This is a genomic window from Paraburkholderia caffeinilytica (assembly GCF_051027425.1).
Classification (GTDB): domain Bacteria; phylum Pseudomonadota; class Gammaproteobacteria; order Burkholderiales; family Burkholderiaceae; genus Paraburkholderia; species Paraburkholderia caffeinilytica_A.
In genome coordinates this window covers 671,347-686,451 of sequence record NZ_CP186553.1, presented here as the reverse complement: position 1 = coordinate 686,451, position 15,105 = coordinate 671,347, and the positions used below count along the sequence as shown (strand labels likewise).

Here is a 15,105-nt window from a genome sequence, read left to right as displayed (position 1 = left end):
ATCGACGCATTGTGTTTCCGTTTCCTGTTGCCCCTTCCCGTAAGCCGTTATTGCTCCTTGAACATTCAGCCCAGACTTCCTGTGACGTCATCGAACAGTTCGTCGACTGACAGGCGATGCGGAATGATCTTCTGATCGAGTGCCCAGTCGATTGCCAACTGAAGCCCTTTGCGGTTTTCTTCCAACCCGATCGGCGGAAAAATAGCTGGCACACCGCCGTCAGTCAGTGCCCGACTTTCGACGATCATCCGGTACAACTCGCGAACCACATCTGGATGATTTTTCGAAATGTCCGCATGTACTACGAACATGTGGTTGATCGGCACAACACCTTCACGCGCGAACCAGTCTTTGGCCGCAGCCTGCGCATCGGGCACCAGCGTGCGCACGCGGGGGTCCTTCGGCATGTCTTCACCGAGCAACGCGGCGCTCAACTCACCGTCGAGCATCATCTGCGGAATCGACGACCCTGCGGGCAGGCGCACGCAGTTATCCGGATCGCGATACTCGGCGAGGTGTCCTTCGCCGAGCGTCATCCATGTCACCCTGTCGAGATCGACACCGTATTCGTGGCGCAGGATGCCGCGGATCCAGAGCGCCGTCGTCTGGGTATAGGTGCGAACGCCGACCTTTTTGCCCTCGATATCCTTCGGATCGAGGTGGCCGAAGTCGATGTTGAAGCCCGCGCAATGATGCTGGAAACGCCCCGATATCGGCGTCGGCAACAGCACATAGGGCTTGCCGTAAGCCTTCGCCTGCAGGAAGGTGACGATCGCCAGCTCGCCCGCATCGAACGCGTTTTCCCGCACCATCGCCTTGAACCCGTTATGCGCCGGCGTCGGTCCGCAATAGTTGAGCCTGACCAGGTCCGAACTCACCCGCCCGTCCTTCATCGCCTTCGTGACCGGGTAGTCGGCCAGATTGGTGCGTAATGTCGGCACCCCGGTGAGTGCCCTGGTTGCCGCTGTTGTCATTGTTGTCCCTCTTTACGTCTGGATGGATTCACAGCCTGACCTCGATCAGGCAGGGTCCCGCCTCATTCACCGAGCCGGCCATGGCCTTGTGGAACGCCTCGGCCGTATCGACGGCGACGGCGGGTACGCCCATGCTTTTCGCCATCGCCTGCCAGTCGATCCTCGGGCGGTCGATATCGATCATCGCCAGCGCACGCGCCCCGGGCGCGCCGGCGCCCATGTTCGCGTACTCGGCCTTCAGGATCGCGTAGCTGTTGTTGGCAAAGATGATCGTCGTGATGTTCAGGCCCTCGCGTGCCTGGGTCCACAGCGACTGGATCGTGTACATCGCGCTGCCGTCACCGACCATGCAGAACACCCGCCGCCCAGGACAGGCCAGCGCGGCCCCGGTCGCCACCGGCGTTCCGTAGCCGATCGAGCCGCCCATGTTGTTGATCAGATCGTGCGGCGCGGCGCCCACGGTCAGCCCCATCGTCTCGCGGCCCGTGGTCAGCGATTCGTCGACGAGAATGCAGTTTTCTGGGAGTGCGGCGGCCAGTGCCTGGGCAATCGTGGCAGGCGTGAGCGCGCCAGTCGGCGGCGGGGCATCCGAGCGCGGCTGAAGCACCGCCGCCGTATGCGTCGCGCCAAGCGCCTCAAGCAGCATGTCGAGGCCGGTTTCACTGTCCTCGCCGGTTTCGACCAGCGCATGAACACGCGTGCCGGGCGCCTTGAGCAGGCTCGGTTTGCCCGGATAGCTGAAGAAGGCGATCGGCTCGGTGGTCTCCACCGTGACGATGTGCCTGAAATCTTTCAGATACTCGACGGCCAGTCCCACGGCATACGGAATGCGCTCTAACGTGACCCGCCCTGCCCCGCGCTCGATCCGGGAACTGAAGAATTGCGTCGCGATGCGGCACCCGGTTGCTGCCTTGAGCCTGCCCGCCAGTTCGAGCGCGCGGCCACGCGTCGCGCGGCCGGCCAGCACGACGAGCGTCGGCTCGCCTGAGCGCAGCACCTTTGCGATGTGTTCGATGCGCGTGGCGTCCGGTGTTTTGATGCCTGTCACTACACGCGGCACCGCGACCTGCTCGCCCGCATCCTGCCACGAGGTGTCCCCGGGCAGGATGAGTGTCGCGATCTGTCCCGGATGTTCGCTCGCCTTGCCCACCGCCGTTGCGACGTCCCAGGCCACCGCGCCGGGCGACTCGACGCGGCGCACCCAGTGACTCAGCGGCCGCGCGAGGCCCTCGATATCGGACGTCAGCGGCGGATCGTATTTCAGGTGCGCGGCCGAATGCTCGCCCACGATGTTGACCATCCCCGACGATGCCCGTCGGGCATTGTGGATATTGGCCAGCCCGTTCGCGAGTCCCGGCCCGAGGTGCAGCAGCGTGGAGGCCGGCGTGTCTTTCATCCGGTAATAACCATCGGCGGCACCTGTGCACACGCCCTCGAAAAGGCACAGGACGCTCTTCATGCGCGGGTTTTCGAGCGCCTTCAGGAAGTGCATCTCCGAGGTGCCGGGGTTCGCGAAACAGATGTCGACGCCCTGCTCGGTGAGCGTCTGGACCAGGCTTTCGGCGCCGTTCATTGCGGTCGTTGCGGTCGTTCCGCTCATTGCGCTCATTCAGTACCCCGCCATCTCGCGCGCGAGGCCGACCACGCCGTAGCTCCTGAGCGGTGCGGAGATCAGGAAACGGTAGCCCTCCTCGATGAGCCGCTTGTGATTCTTCGCGTTCACATGCGGATTGCCGACCACCACGTTGTGTTTGTGGCAGGTCTCGACAATCTGGCGCATCGCATCGACCACCACCGGGTGCTCGTAATCGCGCGGATGGCCCAGCTGCTGGCTGAGATCGCCCTCGCCAATCAGGATGAAGCCGATGCCGGGCACCTCCGCCAGGATGTCATCGAGGTTTTCGATCGCCTCGGTGCTCTCGCACATCAGCCCGACCAGAATTTCGCCTTCGGGGGCGAGCGGCCAGACGTCCGCCTTTTTATAGTAATCGGCCATGCTCAGGCCCCAGTAGCGCGCCGCGTTGGCGGGGCCGTCACCACGGATGCCCTTCGGCTCATAGAGCGGTGCACCTTTGGGCCGCGCGTAACGGCAGGACGCCACCGCGTTATAGGCCTGCTCCACCGTCGACACATGCGGCCACACCACGCCATAGGCGCCACGGTCGAGGACCTGCTTGGCGAAGGACTGGTTCATCTCCGCGCCATTGGCCGGAATGCGGGCGATCGGCGTGACGCGCGGTGCGACCGAGCCGGACTCGGCGATCTGTTTGCGGCTGAGCATGTACTGCAATGCGTCGCCGAGTGCCGATACGTCGTAGGGGTTATGCTCCATCTCGAAGACGATGCCGTCATACGGCGCATCGCTCATTTCGATGGCGCTCTGTTTATCGAGTTTGGAGAAGGCGGCGAAGGCGGGCTTGCCGGATTCGAATGCGCGGATGATGCTGTTGAGGCGGGTATCGCTCATGCTGGTTCTCTCTGGTTGATTGGGTGCACAGGTGGTTGCATGAAGCCGGATCAGTCGGCCGCTTTCCAGTACATGAAACCCATGCCCTCGCCGGTGCCCGCCGGTGTGCGCCAGCAAGGCACGTAGTCCACCAGCGTCATCTCGGCGCCCGTTTCCTGAACCGCTTTCATCACGCTCACGTAGAGTTTGATTTCGGAAGTGCCCGACTGGTATGAGCGGTCATCCACCGCGGCGAGGGCGTCATAGTCGTACTCGGCCAGCATCTTCATGATGCTGTGATCGAACTCTTCGTCGTTGACGAAATGGGACAAGCCGCCCGAGGCAAAAATGCCGACCCGCACGTCGTCAGGCCATGCATTGATGGCATCGCGCAGCACGCGTCCAAATTCAATGCAGCGCGACATCGAGGGCTGTGTCGGCGGATAGAAGCAATTCATGATGATCGGCACATGCGGCGGCGGGTTGTCGCCCATGATCTGGTGATAAACGAAGCTGTACGCATGCGGCACCACCGGATACTCCGGCAGCGGTTTCATCCACACGTTGTCGGGCCACGCAAACAGGTCGGTCAAATCGAAACCCTCGCCCTGGAAGCGGTCGATGAGATACCTGGCCAACGTCGGATGGCACCTGTGCGTGACGTGGTGGTCCGGTGCATAGACGGCACGCTGCGGCGGGCCGTTGTGCACTTCTTCACCGCTGTAGATGGCGATCGAAGGCGAGAAGTCGGTGAAGATTTCCTTCTGGTCCTTGCCCAGAATGATCGCGACATCGACGTTGGCGTCGCGGTAAGCAGCGGCCATCGCGTCGAGCGCGGTGCGGCAGCGCGCGGCGCGCGCGGTGCGCTCCTCGAGCGTCAGGAATTTTTCAAACGCGGCTTCGCGGTGAGCTTCCAGCTCGGGATAGGTCCAGGTCCGGTTGCGATACCACAACTCCGGATTGTTGCGGTCCCGTTCCCCGTTCGTCAGCCAGTCTTCCGGTGCCTGACCCAGCATGCCGCTGTGCGGTACCGCCATCCCGAATACGATCTTCGCCATATATATGGTTTCTCAATGAATTAATGTGTGCATCAAAACCGGTCATTCCGGTTATGCCGCGATTGCTAGGCTTGCTTCAGCGAACCTTGTGTTTCGGTTACCTTGGGGGCCCATTCGGGACGGAACAGGATCATCGTGGTCAACGCGCCGATCAGCAGGAAGACGAGAATCACGAGCATGGGCAGGTCATAATTTCCGCTGACATGGAGCAGCCAGCCCGACAGACTTGCCGCCACGCCGCCCGCGAGACTGGTGGCAACCTGCTGCACACCTGTGACCAGTCCGATCGCCTGCTTCGGAATCAAGGTCAGGCGCGACAGCACGAGATTGTTTGCGGTGGTCAAACCAAGCAACGAGAGCGAGAGCACATTCCAGAACAACGCCATGTCGAGTGAATGCGCGTAGGCGCCGAGCAGAACAGTGCATCCACCTACGAAGCCCGCGATCGTGAAGGCCTTACGCACCAGAATCGGGTTGCCGCCCCGCGCGATAATCCGATCCGCGGCCCAGCCCGCGATCGCCGCGACGATCGCAATTCCGGCGAAGCTGAAGAACGTATAGAGCCCGGACTTCGACATCGACAGGCCGCGTTGCTCGACGAGATAGGCGGGCATCCACGTCATGCAATAGAACGTGAAATAGCCGTAGCAAAAATTCGTGATCATTCCGCCCCACACTACCGGGCTGGACAGGATGCTGCCGAAACTAACCGTGCGGGCGCTTCGGTTCGCCGCTGTGAGTTGTGTTCTGGAGGGCAGGTCGCTGCGGACGAGCAGAAACCACGGAACCAGCCAGATCAGTCCGACGAGGCCGGTCGCGACAAACATGACTTGCCACGAATAATTGACGATGAACCACGCACCGATCGGCGCGCCGAGTGCGGGACCGAACTTGTTGCCCATTGCCAGGAGGCCGACAGCGAGGCCATTCTGACTTTCGTCGAAGTTGTTGCGAATCCAGCGATAGCTCGCGGGAATCACAATGGCTTCAGCCATGCCGATGATCAGGCGCATGACAACCAGGCTCGCGAGCGCCGTCACCGCGCCCATCAGCGCGGTTGCGATGCACCACAGCGCGAAGCTGATCGCGTAGGGCCATTTCACGCCGTAGCGGTCGGCCACCCAACCCATCGGCACCTGGAACAGACCATACGACCAGAAGAACGCCGAGTTGATCCAGCCGCGATCGACGTTCGTGAGCGAAAAATGTTGAACGAAGCCTGCGTCCGCCAGCGTGGAAGAAATGCTGGTGCGATCGACAAAAGAAATCAACACACCGATCGCAAGGAGCGCGAGTACCGCCCAGCGGCTCGCGATCCCAGGTCGTGCAGGTTTGCTTGTCTCCATCTGCTTTTTTCTCTTTAGTGTGATTGGATTCCGCTTGCGGGCCACCTGAAGGTATCCGTGGCATCGTGGGTATTCCGGATGGCCTGCGAGGATGCGACTGAACCTCAGGCCAACGCGGGATACAGTTGCTGCGCTGTTTTGCCAAAAATCCATTCACGGTCTTCGTCGCTCAAACATGCCAGACCTGACTGGGCAGTCGCGAGGATTTCCGGAAGCGTGCCCGTCGATGTCGGATAGTTGGAGCCCCACGCCATCCGCTTTGCACCGAAGGCCTCGACTACGCGCGGGAAGAATGTTTCGGCGCTCGCCTTTTCCTTCTTCACATCGCCGAAAATGCGCGGCGTGAGCTTCAGGTAGATGTTCTCGAACGGCGCCAGATCGAACAGGCTTCGCGCGTTGACGTACGGCGCGCCGTCAGTCACGTCGGGACGTCCGAGGTGATCGAGGATGATTGCAACGTTCGGGAAACGCCGCGCGAGCGCCGTTACCTGCGGCAGGCCGACGGGCCCTGTCTGGATGCACATCGTCAGGCCGAGTTCGGCGCACAGTTCCCACGCGGGAAACGAGCGCGGATCGTCGAGCTCGCTCGGATCGAATTCCTTGGTGCTGCCGCCGGTAAAGAGACGCAGACCAGCGAGGCCGAGTCCGACCCATTCCCGAATGCGTTTCGGTGCATCCGGTTGCAGCACGTCGACGGAGCCGACGGCAACCAGCCGATCCGGATACTGTGCGCAACCTTCAACGACATAGCTGTTGTCGAAACCATAAGTGGTCGACGAATGCACTACCGCGGCCTTGGCAACGCCGGCTGTGTCCATCGCGGCGATTAGCGTCTCAACGGTAGTGGGACGTTCCTTCGACCAGTCCGAGCGCTTGCCGAACAGTGGCGCCGGTGGATAGCGGCCCTCATCATCGGAAATGATGTGGGGGTGGATATCAACGATTGATGAAGCCATGAGTCTCTCTGTTTCTCTGGATACAGGTGGCCGTCGCCTGCGTTTAGTGACCGCGTGCTTTCAGGCGCTTATCGAGGCGCGGATAGACACGCCGCGCATTGCCCTCGAAAATCTTGTAGCGATCCTCATCCGACAGCGCCGTACACGCGTCGATATAGCGCTTCGTATCGTCGAAGTACTGGCCCGTTGCTGGATCCTTGCCCCGCACCGCGCCGATCATTTCCGATCCGAACAGCACGTTATCGGTGGGGATCACCTTGGTCAGCAACTCGATACCCGGTTTGTGATAAACGCAGGAGTCGAAGAAAATGTTGTTCAGCAGCCCTTCGAGCGGGCGGTCGCACATTTCGAGCGACATGCCGCGATAGCGTCCCCAGTGATACGGAACCGCACCGCCACCGTGCGGAATCACAAGACGCAGCGTCGGGAAATCCCTGAACACGTTCGACTGCAGCAACTGCATGAACACCGACGTATCCGCGTTCAGATAATGCGCACCCGTGCCGTGAAAACACGGATTGCACGATGCGGCCACGTGGATCATCGCGGGCACATCCAGATCGACGAGCGCTTCGTAGACCGGATACCACTCGCGATCCGTCATCGGTTTGCCGGTCCAGTAGCCGCCGGTGGGATCGGGATTCAGGTTGCAGCCGACAAAACCCATTTCTTCCACACAGCGTCGCAACTCCGGAATGGAGTTCGCGGGCGCCGCGCCCGGCGATTGCGGCAACTGGCACACCGGCGCGAAGTTGTCCGGATAGAGTTCCGTTACGCGGTACACGAGGTCGTTCGATAATTCGGCCCACTCGAGGCTGGTGCGCTCATTGCCCAGATGGTGGCTCATCAGGCCGGCGATCGGCGAGAACAGCGTCAGGTCGCTGCCGCGTTCGCGTTGCAGTCTGAGTTGTCCGTTGCCGATCGCTTCACGGATCTCGTCGTCGGTGACATGGGCCTCGGCACGCGAGGGCGCGTTGGCCGGATCGTTCGCGAACTCAACCTGTTTCGCGCGCCAGTTACGGAATGAAGCGGGTACGGTCGTGAAATGACCGTGGCAATCAATAATCATGTGTTCTCCTGTCGGCCGGAGTTAGCGCTTCAGCGCTTACTCCGGCCCCATGCATCGCGGTCGACCCGAGTTGGCGCTTTAGCGCCTACTCGGGTCCCATGCACAGTGGTCGGCTGGAGTTAGCGCTTCAGCGCTTACTTCAGCCCCATGCATCAGCGGTCAAATCAGCGAGCCAACGGGTCCACAAACAGCTCGCCAATGGACATACGTCGCGGCGTAAGCCCCTGCCTGAACGCCGTCGCTTCCAGTGTTTCGATTGTCCTGAGGTTTTCCTGCAGACCGTACGGCAGCGGATCGTGTCCGACGATCCTGCGCAGTTCGAGATACTTCTTATCGCTGGCGCTCGTCGCCTCGCCGGCATCGAGCCGCACCAGCCATTCCTTTTTCGCCTGTGCGAAGGCGTCATAAATCGATTTGGCGATCCACGGGTGCTCCGCAAGCGCCGAGTCCTTGACGACAATCGTGCCGTGCATCGGATACACCCCTGTGCGCGCAAAGTACTCGGCCTCCAGCTCGGTCGCATTGGGCAGCAGATCGGGATAGTCGGCCTCGACCTCCTTCCATCCACCCGTGGGCGCGCCTGTGCGGCCAATACCCGCGGCAGCCGCGAAGCCAGCCGATAATTCGCCCGAAGCCATCATTTCCGCCAGCGAACTCCCAGCCGGCGCGTGAATGACATTCGACGGCAGCTTGAGCTGCGTAACATGTTCCTCGTCGTCGACAACCCAGGTCACCTTCGACGAATCGAGACCGAATTCGTCGATCAGAACCTGACGCGTCCACACACCCGTTGTCACCGAGTAGGCACGCACGCCCACTTTTTTACCTTCCAGATCTTTAGGGGTTTTGATCCCCGCGTCCGGGCGCACCAGCAGGCCACCGTGATGAAAACGCCGCACGACAAAGATCGGCAATCCGACAAACGGCGCACCATAGGCACGGGCGATGATGTAAGTCGTCGGCGCCAGCTCGCAGACGTCGAATTCGACATCGCGCACCATCCTGCGAAACGCGCCGATTTGCGGCTGGACTGTGATGAATTCGGCATCCACACCCTCGATGGGAATGGATCCATTGCGGATAGCCGACGTGTGGGGATGCTCAGCGATTGCAATCTTGAGCGGGACTTTACTAGCCAATATTCTCTCCTGTATCGACCGGAGTTCGTGCTTTAGCACTTACCCCGGTCCCATGCGAAACAGTTGCGGACGGTTCGTTTCGATGGAAGGAGAATATTTGAGGAAGGGACGCGCGTCCCTACACAAAAGTCAGATTCAATGGCACTTTTTTTGATTGATGGCCGAATTCGGAGCGCGGCACGCATTGCGTCGATACCGCGCGCTGTCCCTACCTCACGCCGGCTCCATTCCCTGCGCGAGCTTGGCCGACGCCGCTTGAGGCGAGACCAGGAACGAGATGAGTGCGTGCGCTTCAGCCACCTGTTCACACGTCGTGCAAACAGCGGCCGAGAAAACAGTGACGATCTGAATATCGGGCGGCAATGGCCCGACGACATCGATGCCCGGCAAATGCATCAGCTCGCTCAATTGCTGGAAACCGAGCTCGATCTCTCCACGCGCGACAAGGGAGCCCACCGGAACGCCTGGAGGAGCCTGCACGACGCGCGGCGCGATCGTCTCAGCAATGCCCCAACGCTCGAACAATCGAACCAGGTGCGCGCCGCTGGGCCCCGTTGAGTAGCCGATGCTGCGTGCAGCCAGAATGGCATCGCGAACCGCTGCCTCATTAGCGATATCGGGTTGCGCCGCCCCCGCTGCCACGGCAATCGCCACGCCCGAGCGCGCCAGATCTGCCCGGGTGCCCGCAACGACCCGGCCGGCCGCAGTCAGCCGGTCGATCGCGTCGGCCGCCAGCACGACAATATCGAACGGCTCGCCGTCCAGAATGCGCCGGGCCGCCTCGACGCCGCCCACCGATTCGACCGCCACCCGTTGCCGTGAATGTCGCGCGTAGTGTTCGACGAGATCGGCCAGCACGTTGCGGGTAGCCATCGACGAGATACCGGTGATCGTCTGGCTCACGGTTGGATCCAAGACCATGCTCGCTGCCCTTTCAGTCGATGTAGCGCAATCCGGCCTGCCGCAACGGCTCGCGCATGTTGTACATATCCAGCCCGAGCACGCCGCTCGCCAGCTTCGCGCGCTTCTCGCCTTCGTTGGCTTCCCGCGCCGCCGCCTTATCGAGAACATTTTGCGCCGACGCCGCAGGCACCACGACTACGCCATCGTCATCCGCCACGACGACGTCGCCGGGATTCACCAGCGCACCCGCGCAGATCACAGGAATGTTCACCGAACCAAGCGTCGCCTTGACCGTTCCTTTGGCCGAGATCGCCTTGCTCCATACCGGGAACTTCATGTCGGCCAGCACGCGCACATCACGCACACCACCATCGATAACAAGCCCGCGTGCGCCGCGCGCCTGGAAGCTCGTCGCCAGCAGGTCGCCGAAATAGCCGTCCGTGCAATCCGTCGTGACGGCGGCAATGACGATATCGCCGGGCTGGATCTGCTCCGCCGCGACATGCAGCATCCAGTTGTCGCCCGGTTGCAGCAGGACCGTAACCGCGGTTCCGCTAGCCTGCGTACCCCCATGGATCGGCCGCATGTAGGGTTTCATCAGCCCGGTACGTCCCATTGCTTCGTGCACCGTGGCAGATCCAAGCGCACCGAGCTTCGTAGCGACGTCGCCATCTGCCCGTTGAATGTTGCGATACACGACTCCAAGCTCATACATGATCAATGCCCCTTCGCTTTCAATGTTGCATCCAGACGCGGGTAGACACGCCGCGCGTTACCCTCGTAAATCTTGTACCGTTCATCCGCGTCGATGTGCGCCGCCTCGATATAGCGCTTCGTGTCGTCGAAATAGTGCTGCGTGTATGGATCGATACCACGGACCGCGCCGATCATCTCGCTCGCGAACAGAATGTTGTCGACGGGGATCACTTCGGTTAGCAGATTGATGCCGGGCTGGTGATACACGCAAGTGTCGAAGAAGACGTTGTTCAGCAAATGGTCTTCCAGTGGCGGCTTTTTCATCTCCTGCGCGAGACCGCGGAAACGTCCCCAGTGATAGGGCACTGCGCCGCCACCATGCGGAATCACAAAACGCAGCGTGGGGAAATCATGGAACAGGTCCGATGTCAGGCACTGCATGAAGGCGGTCGTATCCGCGTTCAGATAATGCGCGCCGGTGGTGTGGAAACACGCGTTGCAACTCGTGCTCACGTGAATCATGGCGGGAATATCGTACTCGACCATCTTCTCGTAGATCGGGTACCAGTAGCGGTCGGACAGCGGCGGGCTGGTCCAGTGGCCGCCTGACGGATCCGGATTCAGGTTGATCGCTACGTTGCCGTATTGCTCGACACATTTCACCAGTTCGGGAATGCAGGTGGCGACATCCACGCCCGGGCTCTGCGGCAGCATCGCGGCCGGAATAAAATGGTCCGGAAAGAGTTCGCTCACGCGGTAGCAGAGTTCGTTACAGATCGCCGCCCACGTGCTCGACACCTCGAAGTCGCCGATGTGGTGCGCCATGAAGCTCGCACGCGGACTGAAAATGGTCAGATCGAGCCCGCGCTCGCGCATCAACCGCAACTGGTTGCTTTCAATCGACTCCCGTAACTCGTCGTCGCCGATATGCAATTCGGACGCCTTCGGCATGTCCGACGGATTGTTGATACCTGCGATCTGGCGGTTGCGCCACATCTCCAGCGCTTTTGGCGCGGTCGTATAGTGCCCGTGGATATCGATGATCATCATTCTTCCAAATAACTGATTTGAAATTACCGCGATGCCACGCGTGACCCGTGGCATCGCCCCATTACTTCGTCAGTGCGCCGTGTTGGGCTGCGGCGCCGGTTCGCCGGCCCGCGCCCATTGCGCCACCAGAATGGCGACTGCGGCCAGCGTGGCGGGCACCGCCAGCATCGCGAGAATCGCCCCGAACTGCAGACCGAATCCAAGCAACGCGCCACCTATTGCCGAGCCGAAGATGCTGCCGAACCGGCCCATGCCGAGCATCCAGCTGACCCCGGTTGCACGCGCAACGGTCGGGTAACGGCTCGGTGCAAACGCATTCAGTCCGGTCTGCGCGCCGCTCATGCAGAAGCCCGCCGCAAACACCAGCAATGCCAGCGAGGACGACAATGCACCGATCCCCGCCAGCGCCAGTACGCACAGACCGCCGCCAAGATAGGCCGCACTGATGACCGGTGCGGGCCGCACCTTGTCCATCATCCAGCCGACAAGAATGGCGCCGACCGTGCCGCCGATCTGGAACATCGCCGTCACATTGGCGGCCGTCGTGACTGTCAGGCCGGCATCCTTCATGAGCGTCGGCAACCAGCCCGTCAGCAGATAGATGACGAGCAGGCCCATGAAATAGGTCACCCAAAGCGCCGCCGTCATGAAGCCATAACCCTGCGAAAAAAGTACGCCGATCGGTTTGCGTGTGGGCAACGGCGGTTCGCTGGAAACGAAAACCTCGTCACCGGAAAAGCGCGTGCCGCACACCCGGCCCAGAACCGCACCGATCCGCGCGGGCGATGCGCCGCGCACCGCGAGCAGTCGCGCCGACTCCGGCAGCAGCCAGATTTGCAGCGGGATCAAGGCCAGCGGCAGCGCGCCGCCGAAGATCAACACCGAACGCCAGCCATGTTCGGGAATCAGCCAGCCGGCAGCGAAACCGATCAACGCCGAACCCAGATTGAAGCCGGTGAACATCACGGTGATCAACAGCGAACGCTTGCGCTGAGGTGCATATTCCGACAACAGCGTCGTCGAGTTAGGCATCGCAGCGCCAAGGCCGACACCGGTCAACAAACGCAGCGCAGCCATTTCCATGGGCGACTGGGTAAAGGCTGTCGCGATCGTGAACACGCCGAACAGGAAAACCGACGTAATCAGCACCCACTTGCGGCCGATACGGTCCGAAGCAGGACCTGCTCCCAGCGCACCGATCACGAGACCCAGCGGCGCCGCGCTCATCACCAGACCGAATGCAGGGCGCGAAATCCCCCAGTCATGAATGATCGAAGGCGCCACAAAACCCATGATGGCCACGTCCATGCCATCGGCAGTCACGATGAGAAAACACAGCGCCACCAGTAGCCACTGGTAAGGCGAGATGGATCGCTCGTCGATGAAAGCCTTGATATCAATTGTCTTTATGCTTGCCATGTGTTTCTCCTGTCTCCTTGTCGCCTGTTTGATGTACCGCGACGGTCGTGATCTCTTTGCAAACCTGACACGTAGGCGTTTGTTAGCTTTACTAATTTCACGGGAAGTTAACTACCTCCCTATCTGAAGCAAAGCTGGAGACTCACTTCGACTCGATGAAGCAAACTTGACCTGGTTGCGACGCGAAACAGTTACACCGGGTCAATATAGTCACCCCACCCAACTTTCGAAATAGGTCCACGCGTACCGAACAGGACAGAAAGAACGTGCGGAACATCGGTTTCGATATAAGGGTTTTTACTTACCCTTCACACCTGCTTGTGGTACGACATAAATGCTCCATCCCGCAAACCCCTGAAAAATATGGCCTTTTTTACAGTTTCGATAAGCGGCCCAGCGGTCTGCCGTTGAGCCTCCACAACGAATCCACGTCCTGACCATGAGGCCAGTCACCAGGACTCGATAAACAAAACAGATGGCATGCTGTAGCACTTGGCAAAGTGGTCGGTAACGGACCGCAGCGCGTTGGCATCACGTCACTGCAATCCGTCTCTCAACGCTTTCCTTGTTCCGCACTGTCCCAGTCGAGTTTTCCAGCACTCTTTCCCGCCACCGAATACAGAGCGCCGGGCGCATTGCGGGTGCGTTGGAACGCCTCCAGCGTTTCTCCACGCATTGCGGCGTAGATGTGAAGATTCGACACGCCCGTCACTGCGCCTAGCTTTTCGAGCATGAAGAAAATAACGCCGTAGTGCAGCAGCCCGCGCCAATCTCGACGGCGGATCAGATCCCGCTCTTCCTCGGTCAAACCCGCTGCTTCGAAACTCGCATCCGGATCGCTCACGAAAGCTTCGCGATGAACAGGCTCCACCATCCGGTGAAGGTAATCGTTGATCCGATAGGCCCTCACGGCGACTTCGATCGTGAACGGATAGGTGCCCTCCAGCTTCTCGACACCGGCGAGCTGAGCCGCCATCCGCTCCCGGTGACGCTCCGCGATGGACGGTTTCGCTTCACTCTCTTCGCTTTCGTAGATCGCGGTTGCGATGCCCGCCATCGACGGCAGGTAGTAGCTGCGGTGCTTGCATACGACGTTGGACGACAGCGCGCCCCGCATCGTGAGCCACATGATCACTTCCGCCCCCTCGAACCCACCCAGCTCCGCATATTCGGCAATCGTCATCTCGGCCAGTTGCTCTGGATCGTGTTCGAAAAGATCGAGAAAACGCTGGTCCCATTCCGTATTGTTGAAACCCGCGCGTTCTCCATGCACCTGATGCGACAGCCCACCCGTCGCGACGATCGCAACTTTGAGATCCTCCGGGTAACTTTCGATCGCACGTCTCAGTGCCTGCCCAAGCTTATAAAACCGCCGCGCACTCGGAACCGGCAGTTGCAGCACGCCCATCTGCAGCGGCACGAGTTTCACCGGCCATTCCGGCTCGTGCGGGCAAAGCATCGACAGCGGCGAAAAGCAGCCGTGATCGAGCGCCTTGTTCTGAAAGAAGGACATGTCGAACTCGTCCGTCATGAGCGACGTGCCGATGTGCGCGGCCAACGCCGGATGCCCTTTGATAGGCGGCAGGTCCCGCGCGCCGCCGCCCTCGTCGGCAACCTGCCACTCGGGCCCCACGCCCAGCGTGAATGCCGAATAGTGGTCGAAGAAGAACGAGGTGACGTGATCGTTGTAGATGACCAGCAGCACGTCGGGACGCTTCTCGGCGAGCCAGCCGGCCAGCGGAGCGAAATTTTCGAAAATCGGCGCCCACACCGGATCGTCGCGCTTGTTCTTGTCGAACGCGAAGCCGATGGTGGGTGTGTGCGAGGCAGCGATGCCGCCGATGATGCGTGCCATGCCAATACTCCTCAAAACTCATATAACCGCCCGTCGGGTCCCCAGGCCTCGCGAGTGCGGATTGGATGGGGCGCGGCGAACGGCAAGGCTATCTATTGCATCCCGTTTGGGATACAAATATAGGAACAACGAAGATTTCCAGTAAGTGAGGGTAAACCAGATTAGATTGCCGCCATATAGCCATGCAACATGGC

The 15,105-nt window shown here is 60.7% G+C and carries 13 protein-coding genes; all 13 read right to left on the bottom strand.

Going from position 1 to position 15,105, the window contains the following annotated elements; all coding sequences use genetic code 11:
• Positions 1–65: 65 nt before the first annotated feature.
• On the bottom strand, positions 66–974 hold the full coding sequence (locus tag ACOSV0_RS23665) for a phosphate ABC transporter substrate-binding protein (protein ID WP_434114195.1): 909 nt from the start codon (positions 972–974) through the stop codon (positions 66–68).
• Positions 975–1,002: 28 nt separating this feature from the next.
• Complete coding sequence (locus ACOSV0_RS23660; RefSeq protein ID WP_434114192.1) at positions 1,003–2,547, bottom strand: acetolactate synthase large subunit; 1,545 nt, start codon at positions 2,545–2,547, stop codon at positions 1,003–1,005.
• Between the two features lie 36 nt (positions 2,548–2,583).
• Positions 2,584–3,441, bottom strand: coding sequence for an HpcH/HpaI aldolase family protein (locus ACOSV0_RS23655; RefSeq protein ID WP_434109869.1), 858 nt, complete (start codon positions 3,439–3,441; stop codon positions 2,584–2,586).
• 50 nt (positions 3,442–3,491) lie between these two features.
• Entirely contained in the window at positions 3,492–4,478 is a 987-nt protein-coding gene (locus ACOSV0_RS23650) for a protocatechuate 3,4-dioxygenase (RefSeq protein ID WP_434114190.1), read from the bottom strand.
• 65 nt (positions 4,479–4,543) lie between these two features.
• Positions 4,544–5,824, bottom strand: coding sequence for an MFS transporter (locus tag ACOSV0_RS23645; protein WP_434114187.1), 1,281 nt, complete (start codon positions 5,822–5,824; stop codon positions 4,544–4,546).
• A 104-nt stretch (positions 5,825–5,928) separates the two neighbouring features.
• Positions 5,929–6,780 carry an amidohydrolase family protein gene (locus ACOSV0_RS23640; protein WP_434114185.1) on the bottom strand — a complete coding sequence of 284 codons (852 nt, stop codon included), beginning with the start codon at positions 6,778–6,780 and terminating at the stop codon, positions 5,929–5,931.
• A gap of 43 nt (positions 6,781–6,823) precedes the next feature.
• A complete protein-coding gene (locus ACOSV0_RS23635; protein WP_434114182.1) occupies positions 6,824–7,849 on the bottom strand; it encodes an amidohydrolase family protein in 1,026 nt (341 codons plus the stop codon).
• 164 nt (positions 7,850–8,013) lie between these two features.
• Positions 8,014–8,988, bottom strand: a complete 975-nt coding sequence (locus ACOSV0_RS23630) for an ABC transporter substrate-binding protein (protein ID WP_434114179.1) — start codon at positions 8,986–8,988, stop codon at positions 8,014–8,016.
• A gap of 213 nt (positions 8,989–9,201) precedes the next feature.
• Positions 9,202–9,909, bottom strand: coding sequence for a substrate-binding domain-containing protein (locus tag ACOSV0_RS23625; RefSeq protein WP_434114176.1), 708 nt, complete (start codon positions 9,907–9,909; stop codon positions 9,202–9,204).
• Positions 9,910–9,922: 13 nt separating this feature from the next.
• Positions 9,923–10,606 (bottom strand): 4-carboxy-4-hydroxy-2-oxoadipate aldolase/oxaloacetate decarboxylase, encoded by a 684-nt coding sequence (ligK, locus tag ACOSV0_RS23620; RefSeq protein WP_434114173.1) that lies wholly within the window; start codon positions 10,604–10,606, stop codon positions 9,923–9,925.
• 2 nt (positions 10,607–10,608) lie between these two features.
• Entirely contained in the window at positions 10,609–11,634 is a 1,026-nt protein-coding gene (locus tag ACOSV0_RS23615; RefSeq protein ID WP_434116095.1) for an amidohydrolase family protein, read from the bottom strand.
• A gap of 72 nt (positions 11,635–11,706) precedes the next feature.
• The gene (locus ACOSV0_RS23610; RefSeq protein ID WP_434114170.1) at positions 11,707–13,056 is read right to left on the bottom strand and encodes an MFS transporter; all 1,350 of its coding nucleotides are present in this window, start codon (positions 13,054–13,056) and stop codon (positions 11,707–11,709) included.
• 553 nt (positions 13,057–13,609) lie between these two features.
• Positions 13,610–14,911 (bottom strand): gallate dioxygenase, encoded by a 1,302-nt coding sequence (locus tag ACOSV0_RS23605; RefSeq protein WP_434114167.1) that lies wholly within the window; start codon positions 14,909–14,911, stop codon positions 13,610–13,612.
• Between the last annotated feature and the right edge of the window lie 194 nt (positions 14,912–15,105).